The sequence below is a fragment of the Halothiobacillus sp. genome, from assembly GCF_027346185.1.
Taxonomy (GTDB): domain Bacteria; phylum Pseudomonadota; class Gammaproteobacteria; order Halothiobacillales; family Halothiobacillaceae; genus Halothiobacillus.
The window spans coordinates 16,969-37,039 of record NZ_DAIESY010000128.1 but is presented as its reverse complement, the minus strand read 5'-3'; the positions used below and the strand labels follow the sequence as shown (position 1 = coordinate 37,039).

The 20,071-nt window shown below is 55.0% G+C and carries 16 protein-coding genes; 8 read left to right on the top strand and 8 right to left on the bottom strand.

What is annotated here, in order from left to right; translation table 11 throughout:
- Positions 1–67: 67 nt before the first annotated feature.
- Positions 68–415, top strand: a complete 348-nt coding sequence (locus M7R55_RS09310) for a Na+/H+ antiporter subunit G (protein ID WP_298220141.1) — start codon at positions 68–70, stop codon at positions 413–415.
- A gap of 18 nt (positions 416–433) precedes the next feature.
- Here M7R55_RS09310 and M7R55_RS09305 read toward each other — a convergent pair whose 3' ends face one another.
- Together M7R55_RS09305 and M7R55_RS09300 are read right to left on the bottom strand one after the other, a co-directional pair.
- Positions 434–685: a hypothetical protein gene (locus tag M7R55_RS09305; protein ID WP_298220140.1), complete on the bottom strand. Its 252-nt coding sequence runs from the start codon at positions 683–685 to the stop codon at positions 434–436.
- A gap of 113 nt (positions 686–798) precedes the next feature.
- Positions 799–1,266, bottom strand: coding sequence for a cytochrome c (locus M7R55_RS09300; protein WP_298220139.1), 468 nt, complete (start codon positions 1,264–1,266; stop codon positions 799–801).
- Positions 1,267–1,496: 230 nt separating this feature from the next.
- Here M7R55_RS09300 and M7R55_RS09295 point away from each other — a divergent pair, with 230 nt between their 5' ends.
- Positions 1,497–2,036, top strand: a complete 540-nt coding sequence (locus M7R55_RS09295; RefSeq protein ID WP_298220138.1) for a gamma carbonic anhydrase family protein — start codon at positions 1,497–1,499, stop codon at positions 2,034–2,036.
- A gap of 27 nt (positions 2,037–2,063) precedes the next feature.
- Positions 2,064–2,747, top strand: a complete 684-nt coding sequence (locus M7R55_RS09290) for a metal-dependent transcriptional regulator (protein WP_298220137.1) — start codon at positions 2,064–2,066, stop codon at positions 2,745–2,747.
- A 31-nt stretch (positions 2,748–2,778) separates the two neighbouring features.
- Here M7R55_RS09290 and uvrD read toward each other — a convergent pair whose 3' ends face one another.
- From uvrD to M7R55_RS09260, 6 genes are all read right to left on the bottom strand, one after another.
- On the bottom strand, positions 2,779–4,965 hold the full coding sequence (uvrD, locus tag M7R55_RS09285; protein WP_298220136.1) for a DNA helicase II: 2,187 nt from the start codon (positions 4,963–4,965) through the stop codon (positions 2,779–2,781).
- 172 nt (positions 4,966–5,137) lie between these two features.
- Positions 5,138–6,598: a cytochrome-c oxidase, cbb3-type subunit I gene (ccoN, locus tag M7R55_RS09280; RefSeq protein ID WP_298220135.1), complete on the bottom strand. Its 1,461-nt coding sequence runs from the start codon at positions 6,596–6,598 to the stop codon at positions 5,138–5,140.
- A 287-nt stretch (positions 6,599–6,885) separates the two neighbouring features.
- Complete coding sequence (locus M7R55_RS09275) at positions 6,886–8,136, bottom strand: nitrate regulatory protein (RefSeq protein WP_298220134.1); 1,251 nt, start codon at positions 8,134–8,136, stop codon at positions 6,886–6,888.
- Between the two features lie 75 nt (positions 8,137–8,211).
- Positions 8,212–9,009, bottom strand: coding sequence for an ABC transporter ATP-binding protein (locus M7R55_RS09270; RefSeq protein ID WP_298220133.1), 798 nt, complete (start codon positions 9,007–9,009; stop codon positions 8,212–8,214).
- Positions 9,010–9,038: 29 nt separating this feature from the next.
- Positions 9,039–9,995 carry an ABC transporter permease subunit gene (locus M7R55_RS09265; RefSeq protein ID WP_298220132.1) on the bottom strand — a complete coding sequence of 319 codons (957 nt, stop codon included), beginning with the start codon at positions 9,993–9,995 and terminating at the stop codon, positions 9,039–9,041.
- A gap of 14 nt (positions 9,996–10,009) precedes the next feature.
- Positions 10,010–11,470 (bottom strand): CmpA/NrtA family ABC transporter substrate-binding protein, encoded by a 1,461-nt coding sequence (locus M7R55_RS09260; protein ID WP_298220131.1) that lies wholly within the window; start codon positions 11,468–11,470, stop codon positions 10,010–10,012.
- A 541-nt stretch (positions 11,471–12,011) separates the two neighbouring features.
- Here M7R55_RS09260 and nirB point away from each other — a divergent pair.
- From nirB to M7R55_RS09235, 5 genes are all read left to right on the top strand, one after another.
- The gene (gene nirB, locus M7R55_RS09255; RefSeq protein ID WP_298220130.1) at positions 12,012–14,450 is read left to right on the top strand and encodes a nitrite reductase large subunit NirB; all 2,439 of its coding nucleotides are present in this window, start codon (positions 12,012–12,014) and stop codon (positions 14,448–14,450) included.
- Between the two features lie 26 nt (positions 14,451–14,476).
- Entirely contained in the window at positions 14,477–14,824 is a 348-nt protein-coding gene (gene nirD, locus M7R55_RS09250) for a nitrite reductase small subunit NirD (RefSeq protein WP_298220129.1), read from the top strand.
- Positions 14,825–14,828: 4 nt separating this feature from the next.
- Positions 14,829–17,588: a nitrate reductase gene (locus M7R55_RS09245; protein WP_298220128.1), complete on the top strand. Its 2,760-nt coding sequence runs from the start codon at positions 14,829–14,831 to the stop codon at positions 17,586–17,588.
- A 4-nt stretch (positions 17,589–17,592) separates the two neighbouring features.
- Positions 17,593–19,047 carry a siroheme synthase CysG gene (gene cysG / locus M7R55_RS09240; RefSeq protein ID WP_298220127.1) on the top strand — a complete coding sequence of 485 codons (1,455 nt, stop codon included), beginning with the start codon at positions 17,593–17,595 and terminating at the stop codon, positions 19,045–19,047.
- A gap of 110 nt (positions 19,048–19,157) precedes the next feature.
- Positions 19,158–19,991 (top strand): formate/nitrite transporter family protein, encoded by an 834-nt coding sequence (locus M7R55_RS09235; protein WP_298220126.1) that lies wholly within the window; start codon positions 19,158–19,160, stop codon positions 19,989–19,991.
- Positions 19,992–20,071: the final 80 nt, after the last annotated feature.

Sequence of the window (20,071 nt, the reverse complement as noted above, 5' to 3'; positions counted from 1 at the left end):
TACTGCGTGGCCAAATTATCGAAGCGCATATCGACGATAAGGAAGCCGGGAAATCAGGAGATTGAACATGTTATCCGAGTTTACGCCCTTGTTGATGTCCGTGCTTATTTCCGGCCTCATCCTGCTTGGCAGTGTTTTTGTGCTGTTGGGGTCGGTCGGCATGGTCAAGTTTCCCGATTTTTTCATGCGTCTACACGCGCCGACCAAAGCGTCAACATTAGGGGTCACTGCGATTCTGGTTGCCTCGATGATTTTTTTTACAATCAAACATCAAAGCCCTTCGTTGCATGAATTATTGATCGTGATATTTCTTTGGCTGACAGCACCGATCAGCGCCCTGATGATGGCTTCTGCCGGTCGACGAGTGCATAAAAAAAAGGTGGACACAGACTTAAGTCCGTGCCCACCACCGTAAGGCAGCTATGCTGAGGCCTTAAAGTTTGAACTGATTGATCTTCGCCTGCAGCCCTTCGGCTAGTCGCGCCAGTTCTTCGGAAGCAATCCGGGTCTGACCCGCACCTTCGGCGGATTGTTCGCTGATCGAAGAGATCTTCTGAACATTCCGGTTCATCTCTTCCGTCACCGCACTTTGTTCTTCAGCCGCGCTGGCAATCTGGAAGTTCAAATCGTTAATGGTTTGCACCGATTGCGTGATGGCCTGCAGTGAATGCTCGGTTTCATTCATGGCCCCGGTGATAAAAAACCCGACACTTGTCGGGTTTTAGGCTTTCAATGAAATTGATTTATCAGAAATTCCAAGCGGCACAGAACCGTGCCTTGCTCAATCAAGCTGAATGCTTAGCCTTCAGACTTGGAACGGAAGGCATCATGGCATTTTTTGCAGGTTCCGGCCGTTTCCTTGAATTTGGGACCAATTTGAGACATATCACCCGTTTTTGCGGCCAAGACCAAAGCTGCGGATGCTTTCTGGAACGCAACTACGTCCTTGTTGAACTCCTCAGGCTTGCTCCAAACTTCGTCCTTGGCGTGCGTCGGGGCGGTCATGCTGTCTGAGCCCTTGGGGAAGCCATCCTGAGTCAGAAGACTCATGGTGTGGACGGTTGATGCCATTTTCTCGAAATCCGCCTTGTCATAAGGCATTTCTTTCTTGACCATGGCGGCCATCATCTTGAAGTTATAGCCGGTTACTTCCATCATGGACTGACGATACTTGATCGCATCGGTCATGGCATCAGCCGAAGCGAAACTCCCAACGGCAACTGACAAACCCAACGCTGCCGCCACTGCAAATTTAACTAAACGCATCGTTCTTCACCTCTTGAGTGTTAAATAAGAATTCTGACAGGTATTCGAGCCCGAGATTCATCACTCGCGCTCCATAAAAATATAGTGAAATGCTATAGATTGCAAAATTAGTCAGACAAACTATTTCACTGGTCTGCAACACCCACGCCCAATCGCATTTCATATTAGGCGCAAAGAAAACAACCGATCGGCTAAACTCCGAGCTTTGATTGTATGAAATGAGGCTTTGGATGATTCGGAACTTCGTGGATAAAACCCCGGTCGTGGCATCAGACGCCTGGATTGACGACTCGGCCGTCGTGATCGGAGACGTACATCTGGCGACCGGCGTATCCATCTGGCCCACAGCCGTTCTTCGCGGTGATGTGAACAGCATCCGAATTGGTGCGCGCAGCAATCTGCAGGATGGCGTCATTGTTCACGTCAACCAGTCCAGCACCAAAAGGCCGAATGGTTCCCCCTGTCTGGTGGGTGAAGATGTGACGGTTGGTCATCGCGCCACCTTGCACGCCTGCACCATCGGCAACCAGGTACTGGTCGGCATGGGGGTGATCGTTCTGGACGACGCCATAGTGGAAGATCAGGTCATAATCGGCGCTGGCAGCGTTGTGGCACCCGGCAAGACGTTGGAAAGTGGTTTTCTTTATCTCGGCGCACCGGCACGAAAGGTCCGCCCGCTTACCGACGACGAGAAGGCTTATTTCGTTCAGTCTGCTCGCTTTTACCATGAATTGGCGCAACACCATGCGCAGCACAGTTCGCCTTGCTGAACCCAACCAGATCTGCCAGGTGAGATGATGAAAACAAGCACTGCCTACGAGGATTATCTCAAAGCTATCTTCAAGTTGGCCGAGCAACGCAGCGATTCAGCAGCAAGTACTTCGGCCATTGCCGAGCGGTTGAACATCGCGCAGGCATCGGTCACCGCCATGCTCAAGCGTTTGAATCATGACGGCTTGATCGAATATGAACGCTACCAGGGTGCGCGACTAACATCTGCCGGTGCGGCAATCGCCATCGATATGATTCGCCGGCATCGAGTGATTGAGACATTTCTGGTGCGTGATCTGAATGTGCCGCTGGCTGACGTGGATGCCGAGGCAGAAATTCTGGAACATGCCTTTTCCAGCGCTCTGATCGATCGCTTATGGGCGCATCTTGGTGAGCCTGAGTTCGATCCGCATGGCGCACCGATACCCGCTCCAGCCCAAGCACCGATTGAACGGCGTGATCTCATCGCTCTTTCTGAGCTTGTTCCCGGTGATCAGGCGACGATTGTGCGTCTGGCGGCTCAAAACGCGGGACAGTTACGCATGCTGACGCAACTTGGGCTGGTTTTGGGACAAGTCATCAAACGGAGTGCCGCTCCTATCGGCGCCAGTGACGTTTATCTGCAAATAGATAAGCAATCACGCGCTTTGAATCCAGAGCTCGCCGATACCGTATGGGTGCTGTGCCCGGGAAAATCCGGCACTGAATAGGATCTACTATCGCCGGACCGTGATTTGAAGATTAAACCGGCACCAGATTGGCATAGCTCAAGATCAGCCATTTACTGCCCTCAATGCCGAAATTAACCAGCACCCGCGTGTTTGCACCTGATCCCTCGTGATCGATGATGGTGCCTTCGCCAAATTTGGCATGGCGCACGGCCTGACCGATACGCCAGCCCTCCTCCGTGGATTCTGGTTTGGCGGATAACCCGGATTGCGCCCGGAATGCCTGTTGCGCTCGTGGCCGGATTTCGTCAATCAATGCTCCAGGTAGTTCCCCCAAAAACCGCGAAGGCATCGGGAACATTTGTCGTCCATGCAAGCGGCGCGATTCGGTGCTGGTGAGGATCAGCACCTTTTGTGCCCGGGTGATGCCGACGTAACATAGTCGCCGTTCCTCTTCGAGCCGACCGGGTTCATCGATGGACATCTGGTGCGGGAAAAGCCCCTCTTCCATGCCAACCAGAAACACGTGATCGAACTCGAGCCCCTTGGCCGCGTGCAAGGTCATCAACTGCACGCAATCATCCCAGGCTTCACCTTGCGCATCGCCCGCGTCGAGACTGGTTTGGCTTAAAAAGGCATCCAGCTCACTCATACCCTGAGATTCAGCCGGATCAAACACGAATCCACGCGCCGCATTGACAAGTTCATCCAGGTTTTCGAGTTTGCTTTGCGCGCGCTCTTGATCGCGGTCCTTCTTGTGCTGCTCACGCAGACCGCTTCGATCAATGCACATGGCCACACGATCGGCTAGTGTTTGTGTAGCCGTTTCGACGGCAAGCGAATCGATCAAATCAATGAATTGCCTTAAACCGCCCGATGCGCGTGGAGGGAATGCACCACTCGCCAACACGTTTTTTGCCGCCTGCCATAATGAGGTTTCAGCCGTTCTGGCCTGATCACGCAGCGCCTGAAGGGACTTGTCGCCCAAGCCCCTTGCCGGGTTGTTTACAACCCGCTCGAAGGCCGCATCATCATCGCGGTTGGCCACCAGACGAAGGTACGCCAACGCATCGCGGATTTCAGCCCGATCGAAGAAACGCAAACCGCCGTAAACCCGGTAAGGCAAACCCGCGCGAATCAAGGCTTCTTCAATGGCGCGAGATTGCGCGTTAGCCCGATAAAGAATGGCGCATTCGCTGCGTGGAAGGCCATCCCGTACCGCCTGCTCGATTTGCTGGGTCACGAAATAGGCTTCGTCTTGCTCATTGAAGGCGAGGTAGTAGCGAATCGGCTGCCCCCGCTCGCCTTCCGTCCAGAGCGTCTTGCCCAGACGCCCCTGATTGCGCGTAATGATGGCGTTGGCCGCATCGAGAATATGCCCGGTCGAGCGGTAATTCTGCTCAAGCCGAACGAGATGCGTGTTCGAGAAATCGCGAGCAAAGTCATGAATATGTTCAATTTTCGCGCCACGCCATCCGTAGATGGACTGGTCATCATCACCCACGGCGAAAATGCCGTTATCTTCGCCGACCAGAAGCCGAGCCCAGGCATATTGCAGGCTGTTGGTATCCTGAAACTCATCGATCAGGACTTGTCTGAACCGGCGCTGATAATGTTGACGTAATGTATCGTGATCTCTCAGTAACTCTGTGGCACGCAAGAGCAATTCGGTGAAATCGACCAACCCGCCGCGCTGACAGATATCTTCATAGGCCTGATAGACAGGCATGATCGCATCATTCAGGTGATCGCCACTCGTCGCCAGATGTCGCGCCCGGAGCCCCTGCTCTTTCCAGCCGTTGATTAGCCCTGCGACCATGCGCGGCGGCCAACGAGTCTCATCCATACTGGCTTCGCGCAGCACTCTTTTGACCAGGCGGAGTTGATCGTCCGAATCCAGAATCTGAAAGGACGGCGGCAGACTGGCCTCCTGATGATGCATCCGCAGCAGTCGATTTGACAGGCTGTGAAAGGTGCCGACCCACAATCCACCCAGGCCGGAACTCGATGAACCGGCCTCATTCGGGTCCAGCAACGTGGACAATCGCTGGCGCATCTCACCCGCTGCCTTGTTTGTGAACGTCACCGCCAACATGCTGTGCAACGAGAGCCCCTGCTCTTCATGCAGCCAGGCCATGCGGTGGGTGAGTACGCGGGTTTTACCTGAGCCGGCACCGGCAAGTACAAGAGTCGCCAACGAGGGGCTGGTTACGGCCTCACGTTGCGCTTCGTTCAGTGGATCGAGGATTTTATTCGTCATGGGTGCAGATTGTACCGGTGATGTCGTACTTTTTACCTGCGCTGTTGTGAATGATGGCCGATTTGTACGAATTTATTTGCTGCAAATAACAAACCCGGCTTTCCGATGAGGTGGTGACCTCAAAGAAAAGCCGGGTGGCGCTGAATAATGCGGGCGCAGTACCCGCTATTCGTCAATGCGATGACGCAAGACGTCCCGGTATCATCACTTCACGTTCTACTTCAGATATGCGTTCTGACACAATGGTTTTATACAGGTTGTAGACCATCAGAATGGTGCCACTCAAGAAGAATGCGCCACCGATGAAACGAACGATGTAGGGAATATGCAGGAACGCGACCGTTTCAACAAAGGTATAGGCCAGATTGCCGTACTGATCGAAGGCGCGCAGCATCAAACCCTGCCCGATGCCGGAGACCCACATGGAGACGACATACAGCACGATCCCGATGGTGGCAAGCCAGAAATGCACAAACACCAGACGCGTGGAATACAGGCGGGTTCCCCACAGGCGAGGAACCATGTGATAGAACGAACCGAAGGTGATCATTGCCACCCAACCCAGGGCGCCGGAGTGCACATGGCCGATCGTCCAGTCGGTGTAATGCGAGAGTGCATTGACCGATTGCAGGGCGAGCATCGGCCCCTCGAATGTGGCCATGCCGTAGAAGGCCAGCGCCGTAACCAGAAACAGGATAATCGGATCGGTTCGCAGTTTCTCCCAGGCACCAGACAAGGTCATGATGCCATTGATCATCCCGCCCCATGATGGCAGCAGCAAAAGGATCGAGAAGGTGACCGATAATGAATTGATCCAGCCGGGCAATGCGGTCCATTCCAGATGGTGACCGCCAACCCACATATACAGAAACGACAATGCCCAGAAATGCACGATGGAGAGTCGATAAGAGAAGATGGGGCGTCCGGCCTGCTTGGGCACGAAGTAGTACATCATGCCGAGGAAGCCGACGGTCAGCACAAAGCCGACAATATTGTGGCCGTACCACCATTCGGTCATCGCATCCTGCGTACCGCTAAAGACGGAATAGGACTGCCAGACCGAATAAGGCACCTGCAAATTGTTGAAGAAGTGCAGGATAGCCGTGGCGAGAATGAATGCCATAAAGAACCAGTTGGCCACGTAAATGTGAGGCTGGGAACGGCGGCGCAGGGTGTTAGCATAGATCAGCGCATAAATGATCAGACCGATCATCATCAAAATGTTGTCCACCAGGGGATATTCGGCATATTCACGACTCTGGCTATGCCCCGCCATCAGGGCCCATGCCCCAACGAGCACCACGGCCTGCCAGGCCCAGAACATCGTGTTGAGCAGGTATTTTCCGCCCCATAAACGCGCCTGACATGTTCGCTGCACGATATAGAACGATGTGGCGATCAGCGCATTCCCGCCGAACCCCCAGATCACCGTATTGGTGTGTACCGGCCGCAATCGGCCGAAGGTGATTTCCGGCACACCGAGATTCAGCGCGGGCCAGGCCAGCTCGGCGGCGATATAGATTCCAGCGGCCATTCCGACCAATGCCCATACCATTGAGGCAATCGTGAACATCTTGACGATGTCATAGTCGTAGAATGCGCCACTGGGCATGGTTGCGGATGATGTGTTCATCAAATAACCTCCCAGATCTGTCAAAAAAACAGTAACTTATAAGTGCTACATGAAGAAGCTGGATCAAACCCTAAGGCTGTTCCATGTTCTGGCTTTTCCTTGACGACCTTGAGCGGCCCGCGCTTTGCGCTGTTTGAATTTAAGCAACAATCAGGCGACTGTTACTTTAGGCAAGTATAGGCGCATTACTACTTATTAATATTGCAATATGTCTATGCCGGTATTTCATGGCTTGATGAGATTGATTTTCAACTCGATTGAGATGAAGTTGCAAAATGCGCACCCTTTTATGCGTTTTCCAAAATGAAGCGAGCAATATCGGTCAGTTTGGCGCCTCGTTCCATGGCTCGTTGCTGCATCAGACGATAGGCGTCCTCTTCACTCAGCTTTTGTTTCGCCATCAGTTCGCCTTTGGCGCGTTCGATGGTCTTGCGCTCACTCAGGGCTTGACGCGCGAACTCGATCTCGTCATTCATGGCTTGCAGCCTAAGCGTCTGGGCATGCAGCAGGTCAAGAATCGAGCGGCTCAGCTGACTTCCCGGCGTATCTGCAGGCGAACTCCCCAATTCAACAGCCTGAACATTGAACAGCCGTGCCGTTGGGAACTCCGACGGTTCATCTAACAACGCTAGTCGCTTGAGCAGTGCGCCGTGATCCTCAAGGTCGCTTTGGGCTAATTTGATCTTTTCGGCACAGAGTTTAACGAGTCGCTCGGATAGCTCATCCTCCATGGTCTTCATCATATCCATGCGTTGTGAAGCCACATCGAACCATATTTCCGCCATCTCGCTACCGACTCGCGCATCAGGCTTCGTGCGTTCGGCAATTCGGCGAAGTTGAGCGATCTGAACCGTGATGTCGGACTGCTCACGTTTTAACCATTCGTCCAGACATTCAGGGGCGACAAATTCGGCAAATACATCCAGACAGCGTCCCTGCCCTTCTTGCAAAAAGTGCATCCTGTTCAGAAGCCTCGGTTCGAAATACCCCTCAACGAAGCCGACAACACCGGTGGCACGCTCTTGTCCGGCGAGTTCCTTCGTCTGCATGAAGTTGAACAGGGCGACGAGTGCACTGGTAATTTGCGGATCGACTGCCGTATCCGCCGCTTCGAATACGACTGCCAACAATGCGCTTATGAGATAGGTAAATGACTGCATGGAAGCGGCTGCCGTCAATAGACGGTCATGCACCTTATGGCGCAGACGCGGCAAATCGTCGAGCAAGTAAACCGCCAGGGCCACCCGATTGAGCAGACGGATTCTATCGGCATGACAGCCGGAATCCAGATTCATCCTATCAAAACAACCCCGCAATACCAAAGCGGCATCTTCACTGCTTTGGGAGAATTGCTTGAGTTCTTTTGCAAACTTCTGGCTGAAACCACCCAGATACAGATTGGTAAAACCCCGTTCCTTTTGCAGCGCGTGGATGGCACGACTCACCGCGCTTACCAGCTCACTGGTGATGGCGAGATTTTGTAACGCTTGCAGCTCACCCTGCCGCGCGGCGAGCATGAAATCGAAGGCGGACGTCATGCGTTCACCTTCCCACAAACTGAACGACACACATTGGATTTCAAGACAAACAAATGAGACACCGCCACTCGATCGTCAATGAGCGACCTTCCTTTGCTTTTCATACAGAAACTTGAGTACTTCATGGCGATAATGGTTATAGGTGGGGTTGTCCGCCAAGATTAACCGGTCACGGGGGCGGGGTAAATCGATCGTCAGAATTTCGCCCACGGTCGCCGCCGGACCATTAGTCATCATCACAATGCGATCCGAGAGCAATACCGCCTCGTCGACATCGTGCGTGATCATGATGACGGTGTTTTGCAGATCGGCCTGAATTTCCATCAAGGAATCCTGCAAGTGGGCGCGGGTAAGCGCATCCAGCGCACCGAACGGTTCATCCATCAACATCACCTTCGGCTGCATGGCCAGCGCCCGGGCGATGCCGACCCGCTGTTTCATGCCGCCGGAGATTTCATCCGGCCGTTTATGCATGGCGTGATCCATGTGCACCAGCTTGAGGTTGTGCTCAATCCATTCGCGCATTTGTGATTTGGATTTCTTGCCTTTAAACACCTGCTTTACAGCCAACTCGACATTTTCATAGGCCGTCAGCCAGGGCAGCAGCGAGTGGTTCTGGAACACCACGGCGCGCTCAGGACCCGGCTCGGTAACTTCACGTCCTTCGAGTATGACGCCACCGTGTGTGGCTTGATACAGGCCCGCCACAATATTGAGCACGGTGGATTTGCCGCAGCCGGAGTGACCGATTAGCGAGACAAATTCGCCTTGCGCAATTTTCAGATCCACTTCATTTAGTGCCAAAAATGAGCCCTTTGGCGTTGGAAACTCAATCGAAACCTGACTGATTTCTAGGTATGCCGTTTGATTCATCACAAAACCCTTTTTTAAACAAAGATCAATCAGCGTAAAACCGATTTCTTATCCCAGGAAATCCAGCGTTGCAGCAGCAACATGGTGCGATCGAGCATGAAGCCGATCAGGCCGATCACAATCACCGCCACCATGATCCGGCTCAGCGAATCGGAAGAACCGTTCTGGAATTCATCCCAGACGAACTTGCCCAGCCCGGGGTTCTGCGCCAACATTTCCGCGGCAATCAACACCATCCACGCGATGCTCAAAGACAGGCGCAGGCCGGTGAACATCATCGGTAACGCCGAAGGCACTACGATCTTGCGTACATGCGTCCACCAGTTCAGGCGCAACACGCGCGACACATTGGTCAGGTCTTGTGAGATGGCCGCCACGCCGACGGCGGTGTTGATGATGGTCGGCCACAGGCAACAGAGCAGCACCGTGATCATCGACACCAGATAGGATTTGGAGAACATTGGGTCATTGCTGACATACATCGCACTGACCACGATTGTCACCAGCGGCAACCAAGCGAGTGGCGATACCGGACGTAAAATCTGGATGATCGGATTCACCGCCGCATGCAGCCCGGCGGACAGCCCAATGGCAATCCCCAACGGGATCGCAATCAGGGAGGCCAGGATGAACCCCGAGAGCACCGTCACCAAACTCGTGCCGATCTGGCTGACGAAGGTCGGTTGCCCGGTATATGGGTAGATGACCGCCTTGTAGTTCGGGTTTTCGGCCAGCAGCTTGGCGTTGCGTTCCTCCTGCATCTGGTAGAACTGGGCCTTCTTGGTCTGGGCCTGCTCGAAATCCTGATACAGATTCTCTGTTTGCTGTGCGACCGCCGTCGGCCCAGGGAAGGTGCCCAATGCCGTGTGAATGTGATCGGCCACCAACGCCCAGAGCACAAGAAATACGGCAATGCCCACGAAGGGCAAGCCAATTGCTTTAGCCAGCTTGCGAAACAATGCGCTGTCCATTGTGAATTTCCCCATTACTTTCCTAGTGCTCATGCGCCACCGACCTTGGGCATCTCATTACCCTTAAGGCCAATTTTGAATTTCGTCAGATAGTCATTCGGCTTGTGGGCGTCATACGTGATCTTGTCGATGAAGGTGTTCGTGATGGGCTTGAACCCGGTTTCCGTGGCGAAATCTGGGAATTGTGACGGCTTGAATTTGCCTTCAGCGATCAACGCCAGCGCGGCTTTTTGGTAAATATCCGGCTTGTAGACCGATTTGGCAGTGTTGAGATACCAATCATCCGGCTTCTCCTCACCGATCTGCCCCCAGCGCCGCATTTGGGTTAAGAACCAGATGGCATCCGAATAATACGGGTATGTCGCGTTGTCTCGGAAGAACACATTGAAATCCGGAACGGGACGTACATCCCCTTTATCAAACTCAAAGGTACCTGTCATGGACTTGGCGATTACGGCCTCATCCGCACCCACATACTGGGATTTTGCAAGGATCTTGACGGCTTCCTTGCGATTCGCATTGTTGTTTTCATCCAGCCAGTGCCCGGCGCGAATCAGCGCCTTAACCAGACGAATGGTGGTGTTCGGATATTTTTTAGTGAATTCATCCGTCAAACCAAACACTTTTTCCGGATTATTTTTCCAGATTTCCAGATCGGTGACGATTGGCACACCGATGCCCTTCATAATGGCCTGTTCGTTCCACGGCTCGCCTACGCAGTAACCATCGATGGTGCCGGCTTGCAGGGTAGATGGCATTTGCGGTGGCGGCGTGACGGACAACAGCACATCCGCATCGATCTGCCCATTGGTATCCCCATGCGCCGGATCATAGAATCCTGGGTTAAGCCCGCCCGCCGCTAGCCAGTAACGCAAGTAGTAGTTGTGCGTGGAAACAGGGAACACCATGCCCATTTTGAAGGGCTTGCCCTCTTTTTGATAATCCTCAACGATGGGTTTGAGGTACGACGCGCTGATCGGATGAACCGGCTTGCCATCGGTCATCTTGGGCAAATTCGGCAGCATCTGCTGCCAGACGGAATTCGAAACCGTGATGGCATTGCCATTCAAATCCATGGAAAACGGCGTGACCAGGTGCGCCTTGGAACCAAATCCGATCGTCGCGGCAAGCGGCTGCCCCGCCAACATGTGTGACCCATCAAGGGTGCCGCCAATCACACCATCGAGCAACACCTTCCAGTTAGCCTGAGCCTGAAGTGAAACAAACAGGCCCTCATCCTGGAAAAACCCTTTTTCATAGGCAATAGCCAAAGGTGCCATGTCGGTCAATTTGATGAAACCTAGTGTCAACTGCGGTTTTTCTGCCGGCCCGACTGCATCCGCCGCCAGTGCCTGAGAAAATGCGCTGCGGCCGAGAACGGCACCAACGGCCAAGGCCACGGCAGAGGCCATAAATCGTCGTCGTCCCGTGTGCGGGCGGTCTGCTGTGGGGGAAACGTCGTGTGCGTCATTCAATCGATCTAAGTTCATCGTATAGTCCTCATAAATGGTTACCGATGGACAAAAAAAAACGCTCACAGAAATCCGATTCTGCGAGCGCCGTTGCTCTTGCGCCTTGGTAACTTCTTCGCTACCGGGCTTGTGATTATTTATAAGCAAGGGGTGTGCCATAATATTTAAACTTAAAATTTCAAATAGTTATCGCAGTTGGCCCTCTTTCACGTGGTGGTAATTGCACCATCTAAGCACAACCGGCCGTCCGAAATGCCTTTTCATAAAGCAATTCAAGCTGCGTTCAATCCGGCCCATGAGAACCGCGCGCCCGTGTCTCGGCTGCCCTCGCGTGAACCATTTTTTCTCGCGTTTGCTTTTTTTTGGTGCAAAAAACCTACCTAGATTTATATAAATTGTTGATAAATAACAAATCATAAAATGGCACAAGGCTTGCTTATTTAACAGACAAAGTCATAAACGACAGACAATTTAATTAAGACAAAGGCGTCTTTCCTGCCCAGAACGGTTCAATTCGTTTGCGGCGAGAAAGATGCCTTTTTAATTGGAGCAGAAAAAAATGATTCGCCCTCGCCTGATTGTGATTGGAAACGGCATGGCCGGAATGCGTACCGTCGAAGAGTTACTGAAACTCAAACCCGACCTGTACGACATCACGGTATTCGGTGACGAGCCCTACCCCAATTACAACCGTATCATGCTCTCGCCGGTGCTGGCCAAGGAGCAGACCATCCCGGACATTATTCTCAACGACGAGAACTGGTATGCCGAGAACGGCATCACCCTATACAAGGGCGTGAGGGTGGAACGAATCGAGCGAACGAAGCGAGAGGTCATCACTCAGGATGGACGGGCATTTCCCTACGATCGCGTATTGATTGCCACCGGCTCTCGTGCATTTATCCCGCCGATACCCGGTGCAGATCTGCCGGGCGTGGTGGGTTTCCGCAGCATTGCCGATGTAGACGCCATGCTGGCTGTGTGCCGCGATGGTGGTCATGCTGTGGTGATTGGCGGCGGTCTGCTCGGCTTGGAAGCCTCCGCGGGGCTGGTTTCCCACGGCATGATTGTTACCGTGCTGCACCGCAACGGCAATGTGATGGATCGCCAGCTCGATGGCGCCGCCGGTCGTATTCTGGAAAAAACCCTGGAAGACCGCGGTATCAGCATTCGCCTGAATGCGCATACCGCCTCGTTGCACGGCACGGATCGGGTCGAAGCCGTTCGGCTCAAAGACGGCACCGAACTGCCTGCTGATCTGGTGGTGATGGCCGCCGGGATTCGACCGAATATCGATGTGGCGCTCAACAGCCGCATTTATTGTGAAAATGGGATCGTCGTTGACGACACGCTGCAAACCTACGATCCGAAGATCTACGCAGTCGGCGAATGCGTACAGCACCGCAAGAGTACCTACGGCTTGGTCGCGCCCCTATTCGAGCAGGCCAAGGTCTGCGCGAATCATCTGGCCGAATACGGCATTGCCAAGTACACCGGCTCAATGACCTCGACCAAACTCAAGGTCACCGGCGTGGACGTGTTTTCCGCCGGGGAAATTCAAGCCAAGCCGCATCACGAAGAAATGGTGTTAGCCGATGCGGCCCGAGGGGTGTACAAAAAACTTATTCTCAACAATAACATGGTTGAGGGTGCTGTGATGGTCGGCGACACCATGGACGGCGCCTGGTACTTCCAACTCATGCGCGATAAAACCGATGTGACCGCGTTGCGCGATCACCTGTTGTTCGGCCAAGCACATGTGGGTGATTCGGGTCATGGCGCGAAAGCGCGTGTTGCCAACTTGCCCGATGCTGCCGAAATTTGCGGCTGTAACGGCGTGTGCAAAGGCGATATCGTCAAAGCCATCAAGGAGCAAAAGCTGTTCACGCTCGATGAAGTACGCGCCCACACCAAGGCGTCGGCATCCTGTGGTTCCTGCACGGGCTTGGTCGAAGATTTATTGGCCTCGACCCTGGGTGGCGATTACTCCGCCGCGCCCTCGGTCAAACCCCTGTGCGGTTGCACCGACGCCACGCACGACGAAGTTCGCGTAGGCATCATCCGCCACGAACTCAAGACCATTCGCGCGGTATTCGACCAATTTTCCTGGAAAACCGAAGACGGCTGCGCCAAGTGCCGACCGGCGCTGAATTACTACCTGCTGTGCGCCTGGCCGGACAGCTATCAGGATGATGCGCAATCGCGCTTCATCAACGAACGGGTCCACGCCAACATCCAAAAAGACGGCACCTATTCGGTAATTCCTCGTATCTGGGGTGGCGTGACCTCACCGTCTGAACTCAAAGCCATTGCCGAAGTGGCCGAGCGCTACGCGATCCCAACGGTGAAATTCACCGGCGGGCAACGGTTGGATTTGTTGGGCGTGAAAAAAGAGCAACTGCCCCATGTCTGGCGCGACTTGAGTGCCGCCGGTTTTGTTTCCGGTCATGGTTATGGCAAGGCGCTTCGGACGGTCAAAACCTGTGTCGGCAAGGAATGGTGCCGGTTTGGCACGCAGGATTCCACCGCGCTGGGCATCCGCCTGGAAAAACTCACCTGGGGTTCCTGGATGCCACATAAATTCAAGATTGCCGTCTCCGGCTGCCCCCGCAATTGCGCCGAAGCCACGGTGAAAGACCTCGGTGTGGTCTGTGTGGATTCAGGTTTCGAGCTGCATGTCGGCGGCAATGCGGGCATCAAGGTGCGCGTGACTGATTTTCTCTGCAAGGTATCAACCGAAGATGAAGTGGTCGAATACACCCAAGCCTTCATCCAGATGTACCGCGAAGAAGCGCATTACCTCGATCGCACTGCGCCGTGGATTGAGCGCGTCGGGCTGCCCTACATCCAGCGCCGATTGATCGAAGATCCGGCCGGACGCAAAGAACTGGCCGAACGGTTTATTTTTTCGCAGCAGTTTTCGCAATTTGACCCTTGGGTTGAGCGCGCCGAAGGCAAAGACGCCCACGAATTTGCCGAGCCACTGGTTTTGGCCTGAGGAGAAAAAGCGTGAGGACAGACAACATGAAAAGTACCTGGTTCACCGTTGGCCCATTGGTCGACATTCCCCGTCTTGGCGCAAAAGTCGTGCGTTTGTATGGCACACCCGTCGCGATTTTCCGTACACAAAGCGACGAAGTGTTCGCGCTGGAGGATCATTGCCCGCACAAGCGAGGACCACTGTCACAAGGCATCGTGCATGATCACAAAGTCAGCTGCCCGTTGCACGGCTGGGTGATTGAACTGGATAAAGGTACGGCCATGGCGCCGGATGAAGGTTGCACACCCAGCTATCCGGTGCGGGTGACCGACGGCGTGATCGAAATCGAGGTGCAGCACCTCGATGCAATGGCGCGCGCGGCGACGGCCTGAATCAATGAAACCCCCTTCAGTCACCATCAAAACCACTTGTCCCTACTGCGGCGTGGGCTGCGGCGTGCTGGCCGAACAAAATACGGCAGGCGCATGGTCGGTGCGTGGCGATAGCGATCATCCTGCCAACTTTGGGCGGCTTTGCTCCAAAGGTGCCGCGTTGGCGGAAACCATCAACTTGCCCAATCGCCTAATGACACCTCTGCAGCGTACGGCCGACGGCGGCTTGCAGCGCATTTCCTGGGATCACGCGCTGGATCAGATCGCCGAAGGATTTCGAGCAGCCATTGACGAATTCGGCCCGGATTCGGTCGGGATTTATGTCTCCGGGCAGATCCTGACTGAAGATTATTATGTTGCCAACAAGTTGATGAAAGGCTTTATCGGCAGCGCGAATATCGATACCAACTCGCGTCTGTGTATGTCCTCGGCCGTGGCAGCTTACAACCGCGCCTTCGGCAGCGACACCGTACCGGTGTCCTACGAAGACTTGGAAAACGCCGATTTAGTTGTACTGGTGGGCTCGAATACCGCCTACGCCCACCCGGTGACTTTCCAACGCTTGGTGGCGGCGAAAGAACGCCGTCCAGAGATGAAATTCGTGGTGATTGATCCGCGCAAAACAGCTACCTGCGACATTGCCGACCTGCATCTGCCGATTGCGCCCGGTGCCGATGCTCTGCTGTTTAACGGCCTGCTGGTTGCGCTGGCCGAAGCCGGTAAAATCGATCATGAGTTTATCGCAGCGTCGGTCGATGGCTTTGATGCCAGCCTGGCCGCCGCCCGCGCCGACGCCGCAGATCTAGAGATTCTGGCACAACGCTGTGGACTCTCGCAGGCGAAATTGGAGCAGTTCTTCGCCTGGTTTATCGCTCATGAACGTACGGTGTCGCTCTGGTCTCAGGGCTTGAACCAGTCGGCCAGCGGCTCGGATAAGGGCAATGCCCTGATCAACTGCCATCTAGCCACAGGGCGCGTTGGCAAACCGGCGATGGGGCCGTTTTCCATCACCGGACAACCCAATGCGATGGGTGGACGTGAAGTCGGCGGGTTGGCCAATATGCTCGCGGCACATCAGGGGTTTACGCCAGAGGCGATCGACCGCGTCAGCCGGTTTTGGGGCAGCCAAAATGTCGCGCAAAAACCCGGTTTGAAGGCCGTGGATTTATTCGCCGCCGCAGGAAAAGGCCAAATCAAAGCGCTGTGGATTATCGCGACCAATCCCGTGTTCAGCCTGCCCGATAGCCATGCCGTGCGCACGGCGCTTGAACACTGCCCGTTGGTTGTGCTGTCTGAATGCGTGGCCGATACCGATACCGCTCAGTACGCCGACATCTTGTTGCCCGCCACCACTTGGGGTGAGCGTGATGGCACGGTGACCAACTCCGAGCGTCGAATTTCTCGGCAGCGTCCGCTGTATCCGCCAGTCGGCGAATCCCGCCATGACTGGCAGGCGTTATGCGCCGTGGCACAACGACTCGGTTTTGGCACCGCCTTCGATTTCGCCGATGCCGCGGCGATTTTCCGCGAATATGCCGCGCTCACGGCGTTTGAAAACAACGGCAGCCGTGATCTGGATCTCGGTGCCTTTAACCAACTCACCGATGAGCAATATAACGAGCTGCCCCCGACCCGCTGGCCACAACCAGCCGACCGGCCACCAGTTGAACCGTTCAGCGATGGCCGTTTTTTTACGGAAAACCGACGCGCCCGAATGCTGCCCATCACGGCACAAGGAGCACCATCGGCACTGACGCCGCTGTATCCCCTGCGTTTGAACACCGGTCGTCTGCGCGATCAATGGCATGGCATGAGTCGGACCGGTGCCGTGCCCAAGCTGCTCAACCATGTCGGCGAGCCAACCCTCACGATTCACCCGATGGACGCGGCGCGCTTCAAACTGCGGGGGCATCAAATCGCGCGGGTTGGCAATACACTCGGGCAATTGTTGACCCGGGTGGTGCTGGACGAGCATCAACGCCAAGGCAGTGTGTTCGTGCCCATGCATTGGAGTGATGCGTTTAGCCGAAACGGTCTGGTCAACGCACTGATCGCACCAATAATTGATCCAGTCTCCGGGCAGCCGGAATTTAAAACCCAATCCGTCCGGGTCGAGCACTATCCCGCAGAATGGTTTGGCTTCGCCTTGATTCGTGAGGGCCTGCCCGTACCCGAGCTCCAAGAACTGCCTGGTGACTACGCCGTCAAGATCACAGCAACCGCTGCAATGCGCATCGAGTTGGCCGGAGTGGCCTCACCCCACGACTGGATGGACTGGGCAAAAACCACGCTTAATCAACAAAAATTCGCCCTTGAAACCGCCGCAGAAATCGACCGCGAATGGATTGAATTTGCCGATTCGGCCACCGGGCGTTATCGCATCGCGCAGATCACGCAAGGGCGGCTCGATTGGGTGCTGCACATCACCCGTGATAGCCGTGCGGTCGATACCCACTGGTTGCTCGGCCTGTTTGCGGAACCCTCGCTCAATGCTGCACAACGGGCCGATTTAATGGCTGGCAAACCCGCCGGTGCGCAGGCCGATGTCGGGCCGATCATTTGTGCGTGCTTCAGCCTGGGGCGCAACCCATTGATCGCCGCGATTCAAGAACACGGCATCACCGATGCCAAAGCCTTGGGCGCGTGTACCCAAGCGGGCACCAACTGCGGTTCCTGCCTGCCGGAACTCAAGGCCTTGATTGCCCAGAACCCGCCATCCGCTGAAGCGGCGACAACCCCAGCCAAGGCGTCTATTGAGGACTGAGATCATGCGTTACTTGCCGATTTTTCTCGATGTTCAGCAGCAAACCTGCCTGCTCGTGGGTGCTGGTGAAGTGGCCGCTCGCAAGCTCGCCCTGTTGAAGTCGGCCGGTGCGACCGTTCGCGTCGTATCGCCGCAGTGCAGTGAGGAAATTCGTGCGCTCATCGACGGTTCGTGCATTTCCTACATCCAGTCAACCTTTGAACCCCAACATCTCGATGGCTGTGGTCTGGTGATTTCTGCCACCGACGACGAGGCCGTCAATGCGGCCGTGGCCGCCGCCGCACAAGCGCGACATATTCCGGTGAATGTGGTCGATAGCCCCGAACTGTGCAGTTTCATCGTGCCGGCCATCATCGATCGCGACCCGATCACCGTGGCCGTTTCAAGCGCGGGCAAAAGCCCGGTGTTGGCGCGTTGGATTCGCGCAAAAATCGAAACGCTCCTGCCGCACAGCATTGGCAAACTCGCAGCATTTATGGGTGTGCGCCGTGCCGCCGTGCAAGCGGCGTTACCCCAGGTGGGTGATCGTCGGTTGTTCTGGGAAAAAATCCTGACTGGCTTGTTACCGAGCACGCTGGCAAGGGGCAAAACCGACGAAGCCGATCGCTTATTCGAACAAACGCTGCAAAAAGACGCCGCGACGCCGACGCAAGGCCGGGTGTATCTGATTGGCGCCGGCCCGGGCGAGCCGGATTTGATGACATTTCGCGCGTTGCAGCGCCTGCAGGAAGCCGATGTGGTTATTTATGACCGGCTGGTGGCACCCGCCATTGTCGAGCTGGCGCGCCGGGATGCGGATCGCCGTTATGTCGGTAAATGCCGCGATACGCACAGCGTGCCGCAGGAGCAGATCTCGCAATTGCTGGTCGAGTTGGCGCAGCAAGGCAAAATCGTGGCGCGGCTCAAGGGTGGTGACCCCTTTATTTTCGGACGTGGCGGTGAAGAAATTCAGACACTGGCCGCGGCGGGCATTCCGTACGAAGTTGTGCCAGGCATTACCGCCGCTAGCGGGTGCGCCTCGTATGCCGGGATTCCGCTCACGCATCGCGATTATGCGCAGTCCGTACGTTTCATCACTGGGCACACCAAGGACGGCCAACTCAGTCTGGATTGGGCGCATCTTGCGCATGGCCGAGAGACGCTGGTTTTTTACATGGGGCTGACTGCCACTGCTGAAATTTGCAGCCAATTACAAGCCCATGGCCTGCCCGCAGATTACCCCGCTGCACTGGTCGAACACGGCACCACGGCACGCCAAAAGGTTTATACCGGAACGATTGCGACGCTGGCCGACCGAATTGCCGGAGCGCAATCGCCTTCGCTGTTGATCGTCGGCGAGGTTGTGCGTCTGCATGACACGTTGTCGTGGTTTGAAGGCTCTGCCGAAGCCGATCCGAGCTTCCTGCCGGGGCCAGACGTCAATCGTGCATCCACCCAACGCATACAGGCTGCGGCATGAACACTTTTCTTTCAAACCATTCGCGGGGGATTTGTGCCACTGAGAATCCACTCTCTAACAAATATCGATAATGAGACAAAAGTCACTTTAATTGATCAGAGGAACACATCATGTCAGAACATATGACAACCGATTACGTCAAGCCAAAAGACCTGGCAAAAATGATGGTCGATGCAGGGGAGTCCAAAGTCCTGCTTTCAACTCGAGACACGCTGATTCGGGCCTACATGGCCGGTGCCATTCTGGCCCTCGCCGCGGCATTCGCCATTACCGTGGGCATTCAAACGGGCTCACCGTTGATGGGTGCTGTACTTTTCCCGGTCGGATTCATTCTGCTGTACCTGCTGGGCTTCGATCTTCTGACCGGCGTTTTCATGCTGGTGCCGCTCGCGTTGCTGGACAAACGCCCGGGTGTCACCGTGAAGCAGGTGCTGCGAAACTGGGGACTCGTGTTTATCGGTAACTTTGTCGGTGCTGTGACCGTGGCCTTCATGATTTCTTTTGTTCTCACCTTCGGCTATACGACAGGCGGCGGCGTGATCGCGGAGAAAGTCGGGCATATCGGCATGGCACGAACGCTGGGTTATGAATCGCACGGCATCATGGGCTGGTTCACCATTTTCATCCGCGGCATTTTGTGCAACTGGATGGTGGCAACCGGTGTCGCCGCCGCCATGCTCTCCACGTCGGCCATCGGCAAGATCTGGGCGATGTGGATGCCGATCATGCTGTTCTTCTATATGGGTTTCGAACACTCGGTCGTCAACATGTTCCTGTTCCCCTTCGCGCTGATCATGGGCGGCGATTTCACCTTTGTTGACTACCTGCTCTGGAACGAATTGCCGACGGCGCTGGGCAATCTGGTCGGTGGCTTGTTTTTCGTGGGACTGATGATGTTTGTCACTCACTACAAAACAGCTCCCTACCGGGAACTGCAACTGTAAGTTGAACTCTTCGCGGGTCGTGGGACTCACGTTCGATAAACCCGCTCATGATAAACGGCTCATCACTATTTGGAGGGAAG